General features: G+C 33.1%; 21 protein-coding genes and 1 tRNA gene. 9 read left to right on the forward strand and 13 right to left on the reverse strand.

Annotation, left to right across the window (positions count from 1 at the left end; genetic code table 11):
* Positions 1 to 10 precede the first annotated feature (10 nt).
* Positions 11 to 583: a thymidine kinase gene (locus FC72_RS05770; RefSeq protein WP_057765703.1), complete on the reverse strand. Its 573-nt coding sequence runs from the start codon at positions 581 to 583 to the stop codon at positions 11 to 13.
* Between the two features lie 149 nt (positions 584 to 732).
* Between FC72_RS05770 and FC72_RS05775 the strand changes: the two genes are divergently transcribed.
* Positions 733 to 2,070, forward strand: coding sequence for a Mur ligase family protein (locus FC72_RS05775; protein WP_057765704.1), 1,338 nt, complete (start codon positions 733 to 735; stop codon positions 2,068 to 2,070).
* A gap of 172 nt (positions 2,071 to 2,242) precedes the next feature.
* Here the strand turns inward: FC72_RS05775 and FC72_RS05780 are convergent, their stop codons facing one another.
* The 4 genes from FC72_RS05780 to FC72_RS05795 form a co-directional block, all read right to left on the reverse strand.
* Positions 2,243 to 3,223: a serine hydrolase domain-containing protein gene (locus FC72_RS05780; protein ID WP_057765706.1), complete on the reverse strand. Its 981-nt coding sequence runs from the start codon at positions 3,221 to 3,223 to the stop codon at positions 2,243 to 2,245.
* A 270-nt stretch (positions 3,224 to 3,493) separates the two neighbouring features.
* The gene (locus FC72_RS05785; protein WP_057765708.1) at positions 3,494 to 6,034 is read right to left on the reverse strand and encodes a BspA family leucine-rich repeat surface protein; all 2,541 of its coding nucleotides are present in this window, start codon (positions 6,032 to 6,034) and stop codon (positions 3,494 to 3,496) included.
* A 163-nt stretch (positions 6,035 to 6,197) separates the two neighbouring features.
* The gene (locus tag FC72_RS05790) at positions 6,198 to 8,072 is read right to left on the reverse strand and encodes an ABC transporter ATP-binding protein (protein ID WP_057765710.1); all 1,875 of its coding nucleotides are present in this window, start codon (positions 8,070 to 8,072) and stop codon (positions 6,198 to 6,200) included.
* Positions 8,072 to 9,793: an ABC transporter ATP-binding protein gene (locus FC72_RS05795; protein WP_057765712.1), complete on the reverse strand. Its 1,722-nt coding sequence runs from the start codon at positions 9,791 to 9,793 to the stop codon at positions 8,072 to 8,074. Before FC72_RS05795 ends, FC72_RS05790 begins: the two co-directional genes overlap by 1 nt.
* 89 nt (positions 9,794 to 9,882) lie before the next feature.
* Between FC72_RS05795 and FC72_RS05800 the strand changes: the two genes are divergently transcribed.
* Both FC72_RS05800 and FC72_RS05805 read left to right on the forward strand, forming a co-directional pair.
* Entirely contained in the window at positions 9,883 to 10,560 is a 678-nt protein-coding gene (locus FC72_RS05800; protein ID WP_057765714.1) for a CPBP family intramembrane glutamic endopeptidase, read from the forward strand.
* Positions 10,561 to 10,767, forward strand: a complete 207-nt coding sequence (locus tag FC72_RS05805; protein ID WP_057765716.1) for a hypothetical protein — start codon at positions 10,561 to 10,563, stop codon at positions 10,765 to 10,767.
* A 55-nt stretch (positions 10,768 to 10,822) separates the two neighbouring features.
* On the opposite strand, the gene FC72_RS10900 is transcribed toward FC72_RS05805, so the two are convergent.
* The 3 genes from FC72_RS10900 to FC72_RS05815 all read right to left on the reverse strand — a co-directional run bounded on the left by FC72_RS10900 (position 10,823) and on the right by FC72_RS05815 (position 11,574).
* The gene (locus tag FC72_RS10900; protein WP_164477894.1) at positions 10,823 to 10,981 is read right to left on the reverse strand and encodes a hypothetical protein; all 159 of its coding nucleotides are present in this window, start codon (positions 10,979 to 10,981) and stop codon (positions 10,823 to 10,825) included.
* A gap of 39 nt (positions 10,982 to 11,020) precedes the next feature.
* On the reverse strand, positions 11,021 to 11,302 hold the full coding sequence (locus FC72_RS05810; protein ID WP_057765718.1) for a hypothetical protein: 282 nt from the start codon (positions 11,300 to 11,302) through the stop codon (positions 11,021 to 11,023).
* 199 nt (positions 11,303 to 11,501) lie between these two features.
* Positions 11,502 to 11,574 (reverse strand) — tRNA-Glu (locus FC72_RS05815).
* 171 nt (positions 11,575 to 11,745) lie between these two features.
* On the opposite strand from FC72_RS05815, the gene FC72_RS10760 reads away from it, so the two are divergent.
* Complete coding sequence (locus FC72_RS10760) at positions 11,746 to 12,552, forward strand: DUF5067 domain-containing protein (protein ID WP_157051120.1); 807 nt, start codon at positions 11,746 to 11,748, stop codon at positions 12,550 to 12,552.
* Positions 12,553 to 12,605: 53 nt separating this feature from the next.
* On the opposite strand, the gene FC72_RS11085 is transcribed toward FC72_RS10760, so the two are convergent.
* The 3 genes from FC72_RS11085 to FC72_RS05830 all read right to left on the reverse strand — a co-directional run bounded on the left by FC72_RS11085 (position 12,606) and on the right by FC72_RS05830 (position 14,787).
* Complete coding sequence (locus FC72_RS11085; protein ID WP_268871657.1) at positions 12,606 to 12,734, reverse strand: hypothetical protein; 129 nt, start codon at positions 12,732 to 12,734, stop codon at positions 12,606 to 12,608.
* Between the two features lie 85 nt (positions 12,735 to 12,819).
* Entirely contained in the window at positions 12,820 to 13,644 is an 825-nt protein-coding gene (locus FC72_RS05825; protein WP_057765720.1) for an aldo/keto reductase, read from the reverse strand.
* Between the two features lie 63 nt (positions 13,645 to 13,707).
* Positions 13,708 to 14,787, reverse strand: coding sequence for a serine hydrolase domain-containing protein (locus FC72_RS05830; RefSeq protein ID WP_235805153.1), 1,080 nt, complete (start codon positions 14,785 to 14,787; stop codon positions 13,708 to 13,710).
* A 171-nt stretch (positions 14,788 to 14,958) separates the two neighbouring features.
* Here FC72_RS05830 and FC72_RS05835 point away from each other — a divergent pair, with 171 nt between their 5' ends.
* The 4 genes from FC72_RS05835 to glyA all read left to right on the forward strand — a co-directional run bounded on the left by FC72_RS05835 (position 14,959) and on the right by glyA (position 18,577).
* Complete coding sequence (locus FC72_RS05835; protein ID WP_057765721.1) at positions 14,959 to 15,507, forward strand: LemA family protein; 549 nt, start codon at positions 14,959 to 14,961, stop codon at positions 15,505 to 15,507.
* Between the two features lie 12 nt (positions 15,508 to 15,519).
* Complete coding sequence (gene htpX / locus FC72_RS05840) at positions 15,520 to 16,434, forward strand: zinc metalloprotease HtpX (RefSeq protein WP_057765723.1); 915 nt, start codon at positions 15,520 to 15,522, stop codon at positions 16,432 to 16,434.
* A gap of 85 nt (positions 16,435 to 16,519) precedes the next feature.
* Complete coding sequence (locus FC72_RS05845; RefSeq protein ID WP_201781799.1) at positions 16,520 to 17,335, forward strand: DNA/RNA non-specific endonuclease; 816 nt, start codon at positions 16,520 to 16,522, stop codon at positions 17,333 to 17,335.
* A 12-nt stretch (positions 17,336 to 17,347) separates the two neighbouring features.
* Positions 17,348 to 18,577, forward strand: a complete 1,230-nt coding sequence (gene glyA / locus FC72_RS05850; RefSeq protein ID WP_057765727.1) for a serine hydroxymethyltransferase — start codon at positions 17,348 to 17,350, stop codon at positions 18,575 to 18,577.
* Positions 18,578 to 18,651: 74 nt separating this feature from the next.
* Here the strand turns inward: glyA and FC72_RS05855 are convergent, their stop codons facing one another.
* Complete coding sequence (locus tag FC72_RS05855) at positions 18,652 to 19,425, reverse strand: DUF4931 domain-containing protein (protein WP_057765728.1); 774 nt, start codon at positions 19,423 to 19,425, stop codon at positions 18,652 to 18,654.
* A 69-nt stretch (positions 19,426 to 19,494) separates the two neighbouring features.
* Positions 19,495 to 20,022, reverse strand: a complete 528-nt coding sequence (locus tag FC72_RS05860) for a DapH/DapD/GlmU-related protein (RefSeq protein WP_083480763.1) — start codon at positions 20,020 to 20,022, stop codon at positions 19,495 to 19,497.
* 178 nt (positions 20,023 to 20,200) lie between these two features.
* Here FC72_RS05860 and FC72_RS05865 point away from each other — a divergent pair, with 178 nt between their 5' ends.
* Complete coding sequence (locus tag FC72_RS05865) at positions 20,201 to 21,079, forward strand: LysR family transcriptional regulator (RefSeq protein ID WP_057765731.1); 879 nt, start codon at positions 20,201 to 20,203, stop codon at positions 21,077 to 21,079.
* Positions 21,080 to 21,140: the final 61 nt, after the last annotated feature.

Consider the following 21,140-nt stretch of genomic DNA (forward strand, 5'->3'; position numbering starts at 1 on the left):
CTTTCTTAAGCTATTTTATTGGAGGATTATTATAATGACGGCGACAGACAGGGTAATACATTTCATTACCACCAATGGCAATTTGTTCACCTTCATAAACTGGTTTACCGTTAGCCATTCTCATATTCATTGTTGCCTTTTTCTTACAAAACCAACAAATTGTTTTCATTTCTTCCAATTTGTCCGCATATAATAGTAGATACTTAGATCCCTCAAATAATTCGTTTCTAAAATCATTCTTAAGACCAAATGCCATCACGGGAATATTCATCTCATCAACTACTCTGGTAGCTTCTAAAACTTGATCTTTTGTCATAAATTCACACTCGTCAATCAAGATACATGCTGCTTCAGGATTTTTTTCCTTAACTATTTCATAGAAATCTGACTCCGGTGTGAGTGCTATTGCATCAGCCGACAAACCGATCCTACTCTTAATTGTACCAACACCCGAACGTGTATCAAAGGCACTAGTCATTAAAATAACTGATTTGCCTTGTTCTTTATAGTTATGAGCCACCTTCAAAATCTCGATAGACTTACCACTATTCATTGCACCATACTTAAAAAATAATTGAGCCACTCTTCCGCCTCCAAATAGATTCCTTGAAGATTATAACCAAAAAAATGTCTATTGAACATATTAAACATTACCTAAATTGAATCAAATTACGATAAAATGGCGTTTAGTTATGATAATATTATTTTAATTAAGTTAATTGGGGTTTTATAATGACATTTAAATCAAGCATTGCAACACTAACAGGAAAGACTTCTTATTTCATTTTGAGCAAATTTTTTAACGGCGGTTCATCCTACCCTGGAAAAATTGCTTATAAAATTGATCCAGATATTTTGAAAAGCCTTGGAAAAAATTATGACTTAATCATAGTTACCGGAACAAACGGTAAAACATTAACTACATCTTTGATCACAAAGATGTTAACACAAAAGTATGATGACGTTTTGACCAATCCAACTGGATCTAACATGATCCAAGGAATCGTAACTAGCTTTGTTACACATCATAAAAAATCTAAGAAACCATTAGCCGTTTTAGAGGTCGATGAAGCTAATGTCGAAATAATTTGTAGATACATCAAACCTAAATATTTTATTTTAACTAATATATTCCGTGATCAAATGGATCGATACGGTGAAATATATACTACTTATCAAAAAATTCTAAATGGTATCAAACTTGCACCTGAAGCCACCATCATTGCTAATGGTGATGCCGCTATTTTCTCATCTAAAGATTTACCAAATAAAGTTATTTATTATGGTTTTAATGCGGATGGCCACGAAAATGAAGATTTCAAAGCACCGACAAATACAGATGGTGTCTTATGTCCTAAATGTAATCACATCATGCACTACCATATGATAACTTATGCTAATCTCGGAAGCTATTTTTGCCCCAATTGTGGATTCAAACGTAACGAATTAAAATATCAAGTAACCTCAGTCGATGAATTACTACCTAACATTAGTAAATTCTCAATTGACGGAAACAAGTTTGAAATGAATATTGGTGGTAAATATAACGTCTACAATGCTTTAGCAGCTTATTCAATTGCCAAAGAAATGGGTATTAGTATCGATCAAATCAAAAAAGCTTTTTCTTATGATGAAAAAGTCTTTGGCCGCCAGGAAACAATTACGGTAAACGACAAAGATGTAAATATTATTTTAGTTAAAAATCCTGTAGGTTTAAATCAAGTCATCGAAACTATTTTAAGTGACCATGATGATTACTCACTTGCTTTCTTATTAAACGCTAACTATGCGGATGGTATAGATACTAGTTGGATCTGGGACGGTAATTTTGAGGATTTCGATTATCAAAAATTACCTCTAGTAATTACTGGTGGTAAACGTGTAAAAGATGTTACTTATCGCTTTAAGATAGCCGGACTTGATATGAGCAAAAATAAAGAAACTGTTGAAATTGAAGATTTTGTTAAAGAAATACCTAATATTCCAACTAAAAAGATTTATGTTCTAGCAACATATACGGCTATGTTGTCACTTAGAAAAACTTTGAGTGAAAAAGGTTATATTAAATAAGAAGAAGCGTCTAGGACAAAACTATTATTATCTTTAAATATGTAGCATAAACGTGAGACAAACCATAGCTTTTTCCGCTTAAAACAAATGGCGCCAGCAATCCAAATTCGGATTACTGGCGCCATTTGTCTTAATGCTCGAAAGCTGAACATGTTTTATCCCACTCTCTTCTTTATTTACTTTCATTTATAAAACTATTTAGAATTGTCTCTCTACGCTCTAAAAATATTTGGTTATATTCAACTGGATGAACTCTGTTGGTTAAGACCACCATTGCATTTTGATGATTATAATCTAATACAATAAAGTGTCCTGTATAGCCAGTGTGAAATAATATATTCCCTGGTTTAATATCCCAGCCCAGTGAACGTCCGGGATTTAAATCAGTAAAATTCTTGTATAAAAATTTATATTTACTCTGCAGCATTCCCTTAGCAAATTGCATGACATCTACCAAATTATCAAACATCCCTGCCGATCCGCAATGCTCTCCTAATTGACGAGCTTTAGGATCATTAGGAATACCCACTAACATTTTTCCATCGACCTTATAAGTAGGGGTACAAAGATCTATTTGAGGTTTAAAAGTAGCATCTTCTAAATTCCAAGTTTTATGAACAAAATCTTGAATAACTTCTTGAACTGCTTTATGACAAATTTTTTCGATTATCAAACCTAAGAAAATCATGCCCGTATCAGTATAAACTACTTTTTTATTGAAATTATCAGTCACAGGTAGATTTAGTAACGCGTCAATTAACTGCTGACTATTCAAACTATCACGATCAGGTATATATCCAGCTATACCTGATGTGTGTGTCAGTAAATGAAATATTTCAACACGGTCATCTTTAAAGTCTGGTAAATATTTAACTATTGGATCATGTAGTCCAACCTTTTTTTCATCTATCAATTTCAAAATTACGGGAACTGTACCCATAACTTTAGTTAAAGATGCCAAGTCATACAGTTCATTTCCCTTAAGCGGAGTAATATTTGGAATCCAAGACTTACTACCAAAAAAATTAGCTTCATCATAACTAGTTTTAATTTGTTTACCATGGTTACTGATGAATCCATAACTTACTCCTGGAACGACTTGTTTATTAACTAAATTAAGAATCTGTGCCTCTGTTTGCTCAAACTTTTTCATATGATTATCTCCAAGCTTGTTAATACTATAATTGTATCGTAAAAATAATTTTCAGGATAATTTAATAACCCAATAGCCATATAAATAAGGAGCTGTGACGTATGTCACAGCCCCCTTTTACATTTCCGAACTTTTTTATAGCCTAAACGTGTAACAAAGGGCTGCAACCTCCACATAGTTACGAACCACAAATGATTGATAGTCCCAATCATTCGTGATTCTAGACTATGTTCCGGTGGCAGACCGCCTTTTGTCACACTCCCTTATTAATTAGATGTTATACACATTCTCATTTAATACAACATCACTGGCTTTTACCCATTCATTTGTTGAAACTCGATACATCTTGACTCCGTTGATCATTGCAATTTTATCGATCTTCCAAGCTGTATTAACAGGTAATTGCTTACTTAATTCAGCACCTGTTTCGTTATACATTGTTACATTACTGTTTGCTTGAACTACATCTTTAACTGCAATATAAGGAATGACATCGCTAGCTTTAACAAATTCATTTGTTGAAACTCTATAATATTTAACATTGTTTATTTCAACGTAACGATCAAATAACCAATCTGTTCCAGCAGACAATGAACGACTTACTTTATCTCCGTGTGCATCGACCAATGATTTGTCACTATCAAGATAAGTTTTTACACTACCCTTATCAGCAACATATACATAAACATCATCAGCTCTGACCCATTCATCTGTTGAAACACGGTAGAACATCGTGCCATTATTTATCAATACTTCATCACTTTGCCAGTCAGTATTTGTATCTAGGTGACGTCCTTTTATAAGCTTTCCATTAACGTCATACAAAGAAACAGCTGGTTTATCAGCATATGTAGCAACTTTTTGATCTCTATCGATCATTTGAGAATCATTTGTTTCAGGACTATTGGATCCTGAATTATTTGTATCACTGCTGTTATCTGTCGAGCCTGAATTATCAGTGTTGTCAGAATCATCAGAATCAGAACCATCAGTTGTTTTATCTGAAGTATACGTAACCACTTCATCAGTTGTAATTGTGCCATCTGCATTAACAACAGCATTTACTGTATCTTTATCAGAGGAATATCCATTAATTTGTGGAACTTTAACTTCAATATTGTCTCCGATATTTCCAGTTTGATCAGCAACCATCTGTGGTCCTAAATTAGAATTAATTGTTACTGGTGCAGTGACGCTCTTATTAATAGATTCACGGACCCATGTATCGTCAGGTCCACCTTTTTGTGCATATAAATCTGTTAATTCTTTTGAAGTAAGTTTGGAAGTAGCGTCAGGTTTATCAACAGAACCACTACCGACATTAACCCATTTACCTGTCAAAGTATCTGTAGCAACTATATCTGGTAACTCAGGGTCATTGGCGAAAACATCATTACCACTTAATTTCAATTGTTTAAAGTTAGTTTTAGAAAACATATAGTTTGTATTAACATTTGAACTACCTAATTTCCAAGTTGAAAGATCTAACTTGTCAATACTTGAATTACCAATAAACATACTTGATAAATCAGTAACTTTAGTTAAGTTCCAATTATCTAATAATGCCGATTTTAGACTGTAATTGCTCAAAAACATCCCAGACATATTTGTAACATTTGAAACATCCCAATTGGACAAGTCTATAGATGTTAATTTATTTAAACCACTAAACATACCTGACATATTTTTAACATTAGAAACATTCCATTTGGATAAATCAATTGTCTTTAAGCCACCCCAACCAGAAAACATATCACTTTTAAACATTTGACCCATATCTTTTACATTACTTGTGTCCCAGTTAGATATATCTAATGATGTAAGTACTGGTAAGGCGGAAAATGTACTATTCATAGAAATAACTTTTGATGTATTCCAATCAGCTATATTAATACTACTCAAGCTATCATCACCACTGAATAGTCCATCCATATATTGAACACTTGATGTATCCCATGTTGATAGATCGATACTTTGAAGCTTTTTCATAGATCTAAACATGTAATCAAGATGCTCAATTTTAGATGTATTAAAATTATTAGTATTGTTGATCTCTGTTACATTGCGTAAACCATCAAATAGGCTACTAGAGTTTGTATTTCCATTAACCACTCCATCAAATGAAATTGATGTAATCTGGCTTGAATAATTTGACCAAGGACTTGAATAATTAGTATTGTTAAAATCACCGGCATCAATATGCAAAACACCGTCGGAACTTATATACCAACTTGAAGTACCAAAAGTACCTTCAGCCATATTGGGTTCTGCAACGTCAGAACTTGCGGCAACTGGAGCCTGTGTGGCTTCTAAATCATTAGATGCTGTTGGAGCGTTTGTTGGAGTGTTTAATGTCGACTCTTCAGTTGAATTATTTAAATCTTGTTGATTATCGCCTTGTTGATCTTCAGTATTAGAATCTTGTTGATTATTATTATCTGAATCTTGATTTTGTGATACATCCGCATTATTTTGCGATGTAGCATTACTTGTATCTGTTGTTGAACCATCTTTTTCATTGTCAGAGACATTAGAATTGTTAGCCACAGTACTATTACTAGAATTAGACTTATCTCCAGTAGTGTTGGTTTGATCTGTAGTTTCTGACTTATTACTTGTATTTGTAGAGTTCGTTGTTAAAGTTGAAGTTGCATTAGCATCTACTGTCTCAGCATTAACAGTAGTGGAACCACCAATGAATAGTACACCAGCAAAAAATAAGCTGCTAATAACAATCCATTGTTTTCCAGATTTTCTTAATCTCTTTTTTACAATGCTGTTTGGATTACTTTTTAGCTGGTTAAACCTCATAATTTATAACCTCGATTCTCTTTATCTTCTATAAATATTATAGAACCTATAACATTATTAAAAATTTCATATTTTGTATATAAATTTTTCTAAATTCGAAATTCAACATTTTTCGATTATAAGACAAAAAAAATCTATCTGAATTAACAGATAGATTTTTATATTACATTGCCACATTACCAGCAAATTGTGAGTTATAAAGATCGGCATAAAATCCATTTTTAGCCATTAACTCATCATGATTACCAGTTTCAATTATTGAGCCTTCATTCATAACAATAATTTTATCAGCATTTTGAATTGTTGATAATCTATGTGCAACAACAAAGCTAGTTCTATTCTTCAATAGTCGCTCCATTGCGTGCTGAATATGAATTTCAGTTCTTGTATCAACTGAAGATGTAGCTTCATCAAGAATTAATATTTCCGGATCTGCTACAAAAGCACGAGCAATTGTGATCAATTGACGTTGACCTTGAGAGATATTTGATGCCTCTTCATTTAGCACCGTATCATATCCGTTAGGCAATTGACGTACAAAATTATCAACGTGAGCAGCTTTTGCAGCTGTAATTATTTCCTCTTCAGTTGCATCTTCACGACTGTACTTCAAATTGTCGTAGATAGTACCAGTAAATAGCCAAGTATCCTGAAGTACCATTGCATAGTGACTTCTGACCTCTTCACGAGTCATATTACGTATATCTTTACCATCAAGCTTGATAGATCCGCCCTTAACTTCATAAAAGCGCTCAAGTAAGTTGATAATCGTTGTTTTACCAGCACCGGTTGGTCCAACGATAGCAACCATTTCTCCTGGTTTAACTTGTAAATTATAGTCTTCCAAAAGAATTGGCTTATCATCATATCCAAATTTAACATGGTCTAAAGTAACTTTATCATCAGTTTGAACGTCAGGAACATCAACTTTCTCATTTTCCATTTCGGGTTCGTCAATAATTTCAAAGACACGTTCAGCTGAAGCTATCGTTGCCTGAATAGTATTTGTTAAGTTGGCAAGTTGAGCAATTGGCTGTGAAAACTGATTCATATATTGTAGAAAAGCCTGAATATCACCAATTGGTAACTTACCATTAGCAACTTGAATACCACCATACATAGCAACAAAGACATAACCTAAGTTATTCAAAAAAGTCATCATAGGCATAACTAATCCTGAAATAAATTGAGCCTTCCAAGATGCTTTGTATAATTTTTCATTTTCTTTTTCAAAAACATCAATAGATTCTTGTTCGTGAGTAAAACTCTTTACAACAACATGTCCTGAATAACTCTCTTCTACTTGGTTATTCAAAAGACCTAATGATTTTTGCTGACGTTTAAAAAACTTTTGTGATTGCGGAGCAATTAATCCAACTACGATCAAACTAACTGGAATAGTTGCTAGAGCTATCAATGTAAGTTTCCAACTAATTGTAAACATCATCCATAAAACACCAATGAAAGTAACTGTACTTGTCACTAGCTGTGTAACACTTTGTTGCAGTGTTCCGGCAATATTATCCATATCGTTGATAGCACGCGACATGATATCACCATTTGAATGAGAATCGTAATAGCTGATCGGTAGGCGTTCCATTTTTGACTTAAGATCTCGTCTTAATTTAAAAACAGTTCTTTGTGAGATACGTGTCATTACAAATTGTTGCAAGAAACTAAATAATGCAGAAGCAAGGTACATCAACAATACTATTAAAATAATATGTTCAATTTTAGTAAAGTCGATAGGAAACTTACTAACTTGAATGCCAGCTTTTTGTTGAGCTACACCAGTCATAAAACCTTTATAGATCTCGGTAGTAGCCTCACCTAAAATTTTAGGAGTTCTAATTTGGAAAATGGCTGATACAATTGCCAAAACCATAACGGTTATAATACCAATCGTATAAGTAGACATGTACTTAGCAAGTCTTCCTGTCGTTTTCCAAAAATTCTTTGGTTTAACTTTTATTGCTGGACCATGATTTCCTGGACCATGTCCTCCAGATGGGTGTGTTTGGGATTGTTCTTTAGCCATTACTTACCCTCCCTTAATTGAGAATCAATGATCTCTTGATATGTTTCATTATTTTCTTTTAACTCTTCATGGGTTCCTAATCCGACCATCTTACCATCATCAAGAACTACGATTTGATCAGCATCGGCAACTGTGGAGATTCTTTGACCAACGATAACAACAACACTTTGATTGATACGCTTATCATTTTTCAAAGCAGTCCTTAAGTTTAAATCAGTCTTAAAATCAAGTGCTGAGAATGAATCATCGAAGATATAGATTGAAGCATCCTTTACTAAAGCACGTGCAATTGCTAAACGCTGTCTTTGACCACCAGAGAAGTTTTCTCCACCCTGTTCAACTTTAGCATCGAGTTGTCCATCTAATTCCTTAACAAACTCATCTGCTTGCGCAATCTTTAAAGCATTCCAAATTTCATCATCAGTAGCATCTTCTTTACCGTAGGTCATATTATTACGAATATTACCCTTGAAAAGAATTGCCTTTTGAGGAACCATCGAAACATTATGATTTATATCCTCATTACTTAACGCTTTAACATCGGTCCCATTTAAACTAACAACACCAGTTTCAGCATCAAAGAATCTCGGAATCATGTTGATCAGAGTACTCTTACCAGATCCAGTACCACCAATAATTGCTAATGTTTGACCAGCTTTTATTGAAAAGTTTAAATTGGACAGTGCGAGTTTCTCCGCTCCATGATATCTAAAATTAACATCACTAAAGCTTAATGATGGTTCATCTTTAATCTTAATAGGTTTATCGATCGTATCAATTTGACTTTCAGCAGCAAACACTTCTTGAATACGAGCCGCAGACGCAGACGCACGTGGTACAAAGACAAACACTAATGAAAGAATCATGAAACTCATCAAAATTTGCATAGCATAAGTCATAAAAGCAATCAAATTACCAACTTGCATTGACTGATCGGCAATATATTGTGCACCTAACCAAGTAATACCAATGTTTGTTCCACTCATTACCAAAGTAACGATTGGAAACATCAGTGCAACTATCGTAAATACTTTGATAGCATTATTTGTATAATCAGCATTAGCATCTTTAAAACGATCTTGCTCAAATTTATCTTGTCTAAAAGCTCTAATAACACGAACTCCTGTTAAACCTTCACGAAAAATCAGGTTCAATCGGTCAATCTTTTTTTGCATTGCCTTAAATAAAGGCACAGCAAAATACATAACTAATCCAACCAAGACAATTAAAACAGGTATCGAAATCAAGAATATTTTAGTCATAGCAGCATTTTTTTGATATGCCATGAAACTAGCACCAATCAACATTATAGGTGCCATGATCATCATTCTAAGCATCATGATCATAACGTTTTGAACTTGAATAACATCATTTGTTGTTCTAGTTGTTAATGAAGACGTATCAAATTTGTCGAATTCATCATTTGTAAAGTATAATATCTTTCTAAACAAGTCAGATCTTAGTTTTCTTCCTAATCCTTGTGATGCCTGAGATGCCATCAAGACATTTCCCAAAGCAGCAATGATTGCTATGAAAGAAACAATTACCATTCTGACTCCTGCATGCATGATATAGTTAGTATTACCAGTGGAAATACCATTGTTAACAATATCAGATGTAATATTTGGCAAGTATAACGTCGCGATGACTTGCAATGTCATAAATAATAGCGCACCAAGAACTTGCCAAAGATTAATTCTCCCTCGAGCAATTTTAAGCATGTATTCACTCCCTTTAAAAAACTCATTCTAGTATTAAAGCACTTATTCGCAAAAAATTCTAATTTTAATTAAAAAAGGTGGAACTTCTATTGAATAGTAATAAAAATAACTTCAACCCTTTAATAGGTATCTTCCATGTTATGGCATTTTTGGGACTCTTTTTATTAGAACAAATTCCCTTAGGTCTTTTGACTTTAACTAAAAAAGACCTCGGCCATAATTATGCGTCATATTTAAAAATAGTGCCAATTATAACTATTATACTGCTAGTCATCGTTGCTTTCATTATTTGGCTGGTCTTTAAAAAAGCACAATCTTTTAAAACCGTACCTTTTAAAAAATCAACCTGGATAATAGTTGGTATCGCCGTTATATTAATCTTTGCCATCAATGCAGTAACAGTTCCACTAATGAATAAAACTAATGCTAATGTGGATGCACTGCAGTTAGTAGCCAAAAATAATATAGCTATCCTAGTCTTCTTTACCATTATTGTGGCACCCATTTTAGAGGAAATACTCTTTAGAGGAATATTTATGAATTGGTTCTTTGCCAATACACCAATCGTCTCAGTTATTTTAAGTGGAATGTTCTTTGGATACGCACACGCCCCAATTGGTGCACACACCGATTGGATATACCTGTTATCAAAAGTTATGCTGGGAATAGTTTTAGCTGCCGTTTATGCACGAACAAAAAATATCAAAGCAAACATTACAGTGCACTTCCTAAATAACTTTTTAGCAATAATCGTAGGTGCATTTTAAATGAAGACTAAAGAAAAAAAAGAACTGAATAATGCTTTTCAAAGTGTTGTAAGACAGTTAGTAATGTTCAGTGTTCTTTCTATATTACTGTTGGCAACATCGAAGATAACCAATTGGATCATTATGGAATTTGCTGGATTTGCTGGTGTTGTTTACTCGGTGGTTTTGCTTGTGGTTTTAATATATATAGCAATTATTAAGCATTAAGATTATTCCATAAAATGATATGAATACGCTAAAAAACGGAAACTTAATTGATAATCTAGAAGTCAATTAAGTTTCCGTTTTTGTCTTTACTCTTATTGAAATATTCTTGATATTCCTCAAATTCTTTCTTAGCCCATTCTGGAGCATCTTTACTAATCTTACTGCCCTCTTCAGTATCTATCCAATAGATTAATCCCTTAGGTCCATCCAACATTATTACATACCTCTTTTAAATAGAATTAATAAAAAACATCTAATAAAATACATTGGGGTCATAATCAAACATATCATCTGATGGTGGGTTGATAACTTTTGCCTTATAAAAATCTATAAATGCAGCGTACAATCCTTCTGGATCATCCAATGTAACACCCTGTGTTTCCCCCACTGGAAGAGGCATTTCATAATTCACAAGCGGCATCATATCTTTAAAATGTTCTTCAAACTCTTTATCATCAATAAAAAGATTACCATCCACGTACGATGCAATTACATTCCTACCTCTGAAATTAAGTTCCACTTTAAAACTTGCCATAATCTCGCCTCCCACATATTTCTTAATATTTCTAAAATCAAGGTAGCATGATTGTTGTTTTTTGCCAAGTTACATTTTCAACTAATTTAACGTTCAATTACTTTAAACACATATATTCAAGTGAGCCTTTAGATTTAAATATAAAAAAACCGTCATATCAAGCTTTCAAGCCTAATTGACGGTCCTTCAATAATCATTATCACCCGTATGGGAATCGAACCCATAACTCCACCTTGAGAGGGTGGCGTCTTAAACCATTTGACCAACGGGCAATCAAACAACAAATAACATTTTAACTTGAATCAACTCTCTATGTCAATATTGTTTGAACAATTATTTTTTTATCCTTATTTTTTTTAAACGCTTTCAACCTCTCGATAAGTTTTATACTATATAGGAAAGACATTAATCAGACTTTGGATTAAATATCGGGGGTGGATTTATTGAACGGTGATCAAAACATGACAAGGATGAAACTACACAATAAACTTGGTAATAAAAGAAAAAGAGGTCCTATACTTCCACCGAAAGGATCAAAATCAATCCTCCGAAAATGGTGGTTTTGGTCTTTAATTGTCGTAATTATTTTATCTATTTCAGGTCTAGGTATTAATGCAGCCGCCAGTGCAAGAAGCCAAGATTTATCAGATACCAAGGTTAGTCCAAAAAAGACACATAAGAATAAGCAAAAAAAAGTATCTAAACCTATGAAAAAGAGCAAAAAGAAAAAGTCAGCTACACCTGAAACAGCAAAAAATGAAATGCAAAACGATCAAAACAACAATTCAAACTCTGATACAAACACAAATGACAATTCTGATCAAAACACTGATTCTCAATATTATTTTAAAGATAACAAAGCCGTAATACATGATATTGATATTGAAATAACCCAAACAAAGGTAATTCAACCTGGAGATACTGGAAATGAAAACGGCAAGAAGCCAATTTTTGCAATCTGGTATAAAACAACAAATAAAACTGACAAGAATATAAATCCCACCACTGCTTGGGTAGCTGTCTTTAAAGCAACTCAAAAGAGTGATAGTGGTGAGGAAAAAGACCTCGAAGTTGCCGCCCAACCTGACAGCAGATTTGTCGATACACAGCTCAATACTATTAACCAAGGAGATACTGTTGAAAGTGCTGTTGCTTATGCATTGGAAGATACTTCAAAACCCGTAACATTAATCGCAACTAAGGGTGTTAATGGTGAAACCATTGGTTCACAAGAGTATCAAGTAAAATAGATCATATAAAAAATTTTACCGATTAAAAAAGCTCACGAAAATTTCGTGAGCTTTTATTTTTTATTTAAAATTTTTTTAACAGCTTCTTCTATTGACTTACCGTGTGCAGAAATATTTTTGTTTTTTTTATCAACAACGGTAAACAAATGATGCTTTTTATCTAAAGTAACACTATATCTCATATGCCTACCTCCTATAATTTAATTCAATAGTCTATAGGCATTCTTATGAAAAGTCAATAAAAAGAGATGCTACACTTAAATTCTTCTAAAATTCTTCATATTCAGCGGGATCTTGATTATTAACACGACCATCTGGTTTAGTTAATAAATTAATTTGACTCATATCTTCATCTGAAATTCTAAAGTCAAAGATATCCATATTCTCTTTTTGACGTGAATTCTTTGCCGACTTAGGAATAGGAATAGTTTTGAGTTGATACTCCCATCTCAAGATAATTTGACCAACTGATTTGTTATATTTAGCAGCTAATTCATTTAACTTAGGATCTGACATAACTGAACTCCCACGCCCTAGTGGACTCCAATCCATTGTAAGGATTCCATTATCTGCATCATATTTACGCATTTTGGCTTGATTAAAGAATGGATGTAACTCAATTTGGTTGATTGCAGGTAAAATACCTGTGTCCTTTTGTAATTTCTCTAAATATTCAGGTAAGAAATTGCAAACACCTATTGATTTAACCAATCCAAATTTTTGAGCATCAATTAGAGCTCTCCATGCTTCAGGATACATCCCCTTTTTAGGATTTGGCCAATGTAACAAATAAAGATCAAAGTAATCCAAATGTGAACGATATAAAGATTCTTGTAATGCAGAAATAGCATCATCATATTGGTAATAGCGTCCTGGTAATTTTGAGGTTACAAATAAATCTGATCTATTCACGGAACTCTCAGCGATTGCTTTTCCAACAGTACCTTCATTTTCATAGTTATAAGCTGTATCCAACATTTTATAACCATTGTTGATTGCTGAAACGATACTCTGAACGCCAGATTGTCCCTTTAATTTGTATGTTCCAAATCCAATTTCAGGAATTTTTCTTCCATCATTTAACTTATACATAGCAACTCCTCCTTATCTATAAGGTACACCAAACGTTTTTATTAAAAAAGAAGTTGCCAATATTTATTCATTGACCATATTAAAGATTGTCTTTGCAGCAGGCTTCAAATCGTCACTCAATCTGGAATAATTACTTAAGACGATTACAGCATTTTTGCCATCACTGGATAAGTGAACAACACCTTGAAATCCGTAACCCCAACCATCTGAATAGTGATCATTATATTTATTATAAAAACCACCACCATAATCACTAATACTTGCTGGAACAAATAACTCTTGTCGAGAAGCTTCTGTTAACATATCTCCTGCCAAAATATAATTTTCAACTTTATATAAGTCATGAACACTCATAAAGACTTGCCCAGTACCTAATTCATCAAAAGTTTCAAACTTTGTAATGTTAAATGGATGACCATATGATGATGCTCCAGACAGAGGATCGATGTTTGTATACCCAGTTGACTTGTCAGCTTGTTTTAAATGATGAGAATAAGCAAATTCAGTATGTTTTAAATGCAGTTTCTTAATATATGATTCATAAAACAAGTGGCGATAGCTTTGACCAGTTACTTTTTCCAAAATACCACTTAATAAATTGAAATTAATTGGCGAATAGTACCAATTATTATATAAAGCATGACTAAACTTTATACGTTTGATGTCACTCTTAATAATTGCTTGATCAGATAAAACCTTTTGCGGTCCAACCGCACCTGGCAAAACAAGTCCTGATTTCATATCTAACATTTGACGAAGCGTTATTTTATTGCTCTCTGGAACTGAAGGATAAAATTTACTTAATTTGTCATCCAAAGATAACTTTCCCAGTTCAACCTGTTTCATTATCAATGCTGCTGTCATTGATTTTTGAATTGAATCAACTTCATAACTAGTATTCAAATGATTTTTATGTTTAGAAAACTTATTGGAATATCCCTTACTTTTCGAGTAGAGAACTTTTCCATTTCTTACTACTAAAATCGTACCCGAAAAATTCTTTTGATCCAAAATTTGATTTACTTGCCTATCAAATGAATCACTATTAACAACATCAGCCTTAACTACATCTGCTTTTACATTTGTTGTACCAAAAGGCATTACCAACATTATTGTTAAAAAAACTAGAATTATTTTTTTCATAACCGTTTCCTCTTCAATGAAAACAATCAATATTTTTATAATCCATATTATAAATACAATTTTTTAAAAGTAATAACCATAAGCTCTAAATTTAGACAAAAATCCTTGCAGTAACTGTCCTAAAGCTAATATGTTAAAATGTATGATAATACAATTAAGAAGGAGAAAATAATGACCACAATAATAATCGTTGTCATTATAGCTTTAATCGTGATTGCCTATGCTGGACTATACAATGGCCTTGTTAAGTTCCGTAATCGCGCACGCGAATTCAGTTCACAAATAGACGTTCAATTAAAACGTCGCACAGACTTGATCCCTAACCTAGTAGAAACTGTTAAGGGTTATGCTACTCATGAAAAAGAAACACTTTCTAAGGTAGTTGAATTAAGAAATAATGTTACAAATGCTGATTCACTTCAAGACAAAGTTGATGCAGATAATGCTTTAACTGGTGCCTTGAGACAAGTTTTTGCATTAGCTGAAAATTATCCTGATTTAAAAGCCAATCAAGAGTTTTCTAAGTTAATGGAAGAACTTTCAAATACAGAAAACAAAGTTGCATACGCACGTCAAGCATATAACAGTCAAGTACAATCATACGATACTGCTATTGAAACATTCCCTAGAAATATAATTGCCAAGATCCATGGATTTAAAGAGATGGACTTCTTACAAATTCCTGAAGCAGAAAAAGAAGCTCCAAAAGTTAAGTTTTAATAGGAGTACATTATGATATACCAGCAAATTGATCGTAATAAGCGTAAAACATACTTAATTTTTACAATTTTCTTCATAATATTAGCTGGTTTAGGTAGCTTCATTGGTGAATATTTTTTAGATAATATCTGGGGCGGAATTATTACCGCTCTTGTTATTGCATTAATTTATACACTGATCACTTATTTTCAATCAACAAGTATTGTGATGCAAATGAACGGCGCTAAGAAACTTCAATCTGAATCGGATGCACCAGAACTTTGGCATATTGTCGAAGACTTATCTATGGTAGCTGATATACCACTGCCAGATATTTACATTATTGATGATGAAAGCCCAAACGCTTTTGCGACTGGACGCGATCCAAAACATGCGGCAGTGGCCGTAACGTCAGGTCTTTATGAAATGATGAATCGTGAGGAATTGGAAGGTGTTTTGGCACACGAAATTTCCCACGTAAAAAACTATGATATAAGAGTTTCAACAATTGCGTTAGCTCTATCGTCAGCCATCGTCTTAATAACATATTTGATAGGAAATGCTTATCGATTTGTATTGCCTTCCTTTGATGATGACGACGATAACAATAACTCTAACTGGGTCGTTGTAAGATTGGTGCTATGGGTCGTTGGTATAATATTTATGATATTGGGTCCATTGATCGCCAGTTTAGTTCAATTAGCCATTTCAAGAAATCGTGAGTATTTGGCTGATGTTTCAGGAGCTGAACTAACTCGTAATCCTCAAGGATTGATCAACGCATTGGAAAAGTTAAAAAATAGTACTGAACCAATGAAAGAAGTTGACGATGCTAGTGCTGCCTTATACATTGACGATCCACAAAAGAAAAAGCGTTTTTCAGGACTATTTGATACACATCCTCCTCTAGACGATAGAATTAATGAATTGAAAAAGACATTTATGTAAAGGGATCTGAAAACAGATCCCTTTTTATTTCCAATGATATGATAAAATTACTATTGAAGATTTTTATCTTCAAGCTTTGAGGGGATTGAATTATATGTATTCAGTATTATTGATCCTATTGGGGGTCATTGTTTTATTTACGACTTTTATGACAAAGCCGAAAAAGAAGGTTCATCGACGTTTAATTTCAGCCGGTTTAGTGTTAATTTTAGCTGGTGGATCAGGAGTTTATGAGGTTTATCAGAATAACTTTCCTAAAGCTGGCGATAATCCTCGACAAGAAGAAAAAACTACGGATTCAACTACTAATTTAGCAAATTTAAATTATCAAAATGATCAGGAAATAACGGTAAACAATAATAAACCGACTTTTTCTAGATCTGATTTAAGCATCCAAAATGGTGCTTGGCAAAATTTTGCTAATTTAGATAAATTGAATCGTGCTGTTCAAGCTGATGCTCTTTTAAACAAGAGTCTGATGCCAACTACTAAACGTGAACCACTATATGTAAATCCAACCGGATGGCATAATAAGAAACTTGCTACTGGTTGGCTCTACAATCGTTCCCATCTAATCGGTTATCAATTGACCGGTCAAAATAACAATCCCAAAAATTTGATGACTGGGACAAGATCACTGAATGCGCCAGAAATGCTTAAGCATGAGGATGATATTGCATATTATATAAAACAAAATCCTAATAACTTCATCAGATATAGAGTTAAACCAATTTATCGTGGTGATGAATTAGTTGCTCGTGGGGTTCAAATGATGGCCGAATCTCTTGATAGCCAAGGTAATAGCGATGGTCAGGTCTCTTTCAATGTCTATATTTTTAACGTTGAAAAAGGCGTAACTATCAATTATTCTACTGGTACCAGTGTCGTTAATAATAATTAGGGAGATGGTTTAATGAATTATAGTACAGGTGATAAAGAAATTTTTGATTTGATTAACAAAGAAGAGGCCCGACAAGATAGAAATATTGAATTGATTGCCTCTGAAAACATCGTTTCTGATAACGTTCGTAAAGCCCAAGGATCAGTATTAACAAATAAATATGCTGAAGGTTACCCTGGTCACCGTTATTATGGCGGATGCGAATATATTGACCAAATTGAAACGCTCGCTATAGATCGTGCTAAAAAACTATTTAATGCAGAATATGTTAACGTACAACCACACTCAGGATCTCAAGCTAACGCTGCCGCTTATCAAGCAGTCTTGAAACCTGGTGATTCTGTCCTAGGAATGGACTTAAATGCTGGAGGACACTTAACACATGGATCTCGTGTTAATTTTTCCGGTAAGATGTATAACTTCCATTCATATGGTGTCAACGATGAAGGATTCATCGACTATGATGATGTCCAAAGAATTGCCGAAGAAGTAAAACCTAGTTTAATTGTAGCCGGTGCTTCAGCATATAGTCGTGTGATCGATTTTAATAAATTCCGTAAAATTGCTGATTCAGTTAACGCTTTATTAATGGTCGATATGGCTCATATTGCCGGACTAGTTGCAGTTGGATTGCACCCTACTCCAATTGGTATCGCTGATATCGTCACAACAACAACTCACAAAACATTACGTGGACCTCGTGGTGGAATGATTTTTGCTAAACCTGAATTAGGAAAGAAAATCAATTCAGCCATTTTCCCTGGTACACAAGGTGGACCACTAGAACATGTTATCGCTGCAAAGGCTGTAGCTTTTGGGGAAGATTTACAGCCACAGTTCAAAGATTATATTGCTCAAGTTATTAAAAATGCTGCGGCAATGGCCGAAGTAATCAATAACTCTGACCACCTTTCTGTATTAACTGGTGGTACTGATAACCATCTTTTAAACGTCGTTTTAACTGATACTGATTTAAATGGAATGGAAGTTCAAGATTTACTTGATTCCATCCACATCACAGCAAATAAAGAGGCAATCCCAAATGATCCATTACCTCCAAAATTAACATCTGGATTAAGACTTGGAACACCTGCTATTACTTCACGTGGTTTTGATGAAGATGATTGTCGTGAAGTTGCTAATATCATTATTGAAGCAATTGAAAATCATGATGATCCCGAAAAACTTAAAGAATTAGATGAACGCACTAAAGCACTTACAGAAAAACATCCAGTAAAATAAATTAATTATTAACCAAAAAGAGTTGATACAAGAAATTATTAATTTCTTACATCAACTCTTTTTTATTTTCCAAACTATTTGAAATTAGAATTAAACTCAATTATCTCTTTTTCGACTTTTTGTATTTGTTCCAGGTTATCTACTTGTGGCATTTTATATCCCATAACAACTGGAGAAGTATTGATTCTTGGAATAAGTTTACAAATTATTTCACCATTCACATGATAGAAGAATAAATTATAACTATCAAATTTACCATTAAAGAACCTATGTAAAATATAATTTGTCATCATTCTTAAAGAATCTGCCATACTCTTTGCATCAGAAATATCTTTAATACGAATATTGAATTCTAAAAAACTCAAAATAGGTTCTGTTGAAATATTCAACTTAGCATTTCCAATTTTTAAATAATCTCGCCCTTTAAAATTATTTTCGTGGACATGAGTATAAGCATCTACTTTATCCAATCCTATAATTTGCATATGTGGATGTAATAAACTACCACCTGAATGTGGTCCAAAGTTTTTATACATGATAACAGACTTATATTTAGGATCTGATCTCATTTCATCAAAGCATCTCAATGCAAATTCCATAATTTGGGCACCATTTTCAGAACTATAATTAGACCAATCTCCATTATGATCTGATGATTCTATCAAAACAGTTTGCATAGAATCAGCTAAAACACGATATTTATTCATTAGCCAAATGCGATCTTCCTCACGTTTGAAAATGTTCGTTAATGATTTAACATCACAAAATGGACAATAGTTGTTTTCATGAACTATATTCTCAGGCTTGCCTTTCGCTTTGCTGACAATAAATTCAATTTGCTCTTGCATTCCAAAACCTCCTACTAGCTACAATCTAAAATTATAAGCTAACAATATTATTTTGGAAAACAAATTATCTTATATTTTCTTAATAACCTTTGCTGGGTTACCAACTGCGACCGAATTTGCTGGTACATCCCTAGTTACGACTGAACCTGCACCAATAACGGAATTTTTTCCAACAGTCACTCCAGGTAAGACAATGGCATTGGCACCTATCCACGCATTTTCCTTAATTAAAACAGGATCAACGACAACATTATGACGTCTAGCTGATTCTAAAGGATGATTTACTGATATCAACTTAACATCTGGTCCTATCAATACCCCATCTTCTAAAGTAACTCCACCCAAATCAACAAACATACAATTACGATTGATAAAAATATTCTTGCCTAGTTTGATATTGGGTCCAAAATCTGAATTGAATGGTAAATTTATTTCATTACTAGAATCTATTTCATAGCCCATCACCTCAGACAAGATCTTTAAAATTGACTCATTATCGTGATATCCAAAATTTAATTTAGAAATCAATTTATTAGTGTGTTCTACAGTTTTATTTATTTTATCAAAGTCTGATTTTTCTCTTTTATATTCAATCATTTTTCTAACCTAAACCACTCCAATAATACTAGATGCACCTGTAATAATTACAATTTTATTTTTTAATGACATATTTTACCTCCATTTCCTTTTCAAAAATCATTATAAAGCGCTAAAATATATATAACAAATACTAATAGTTTATGGATAGATATATCTTTAAGTTATGGAGAAGAATATGGAATTAAGAACAATAAACTACTTCATTGCTGTAGCAAATGAAGGCAATATTTCAAGAGCTGCAAAAGTATTACATATTTCCCAACCTGCTTTGTCCAAACAAATGTCAGAATTGGAATCCGAATTAAATATACAGCTATTCATTAGAACTAACAGAAAAATTCAATTAACTGATGAAGGAGAATACTTTTTAAAACATTCTCAAGAAATCGTATCTTTAGTAGACAAAACTATTAATAATATAAACAGAACTGAAGATATTCAAGGTGATGTTTATATCGGTAGTGGTGAAACCCAGGCTTTTAATATGATTGCCAAAACTATGCAGAATATATTAAAAAAACATCCTAAAGTAAAATTTCATCTATTCAGCGGTAATGCTGACGATATTTACTCCAAGATGTCAAATGGACTATTAGATTTTTCAATTTTGATAGAACCATTTGAAACTAAAGATTACGACTATTTAAAACTTCCCTTTATTGATCAATGGGGTGTCTTAATGAATCGGGACTCACCTCTAGCGAATAGAAAGTTTGTTACACCAAAGGATTTAGTTGATAAGCCACTTATGATGTCTAATCAAACTTCAGTAAAAAATATTTTTAATACTTGGTTTGGACAGCCAGTAGATAATCTAAATATTATAAGTACATATAATCTAATCACCAATCCATCCAAAATGGTGGCTCAAGGATTAGGATATGCTTTTACTTTTGAAGATTTAATTACTCCTTCTGAAGAAAATAATTTAGAGTTTGTTCCATTAAAACCTGATTTATTAGTTAATTTGGACTTAGTCTGGAATAAAAATCCACACTTTTCTAAAGCTGCGGATACATTTTTAAATCATTTTAGAGAAGACTGGCAAGTTTAGTAAAAAAAGGGGTTGTGACATAACTCCACATTAAAAGAGCTCCAGTATAGAAACGTTCGGT

The sequence above is a fragment of the Companilactobacillus tucceti DSM 20183 genome, assembly GCF_001434665.1.
Classification (GTDB): Bacteria; Bacillota; Bacilli; order Lactobacillales; family Lactobacillaceae; genus Companilactobacillus; species Companilactobacillus tucceti.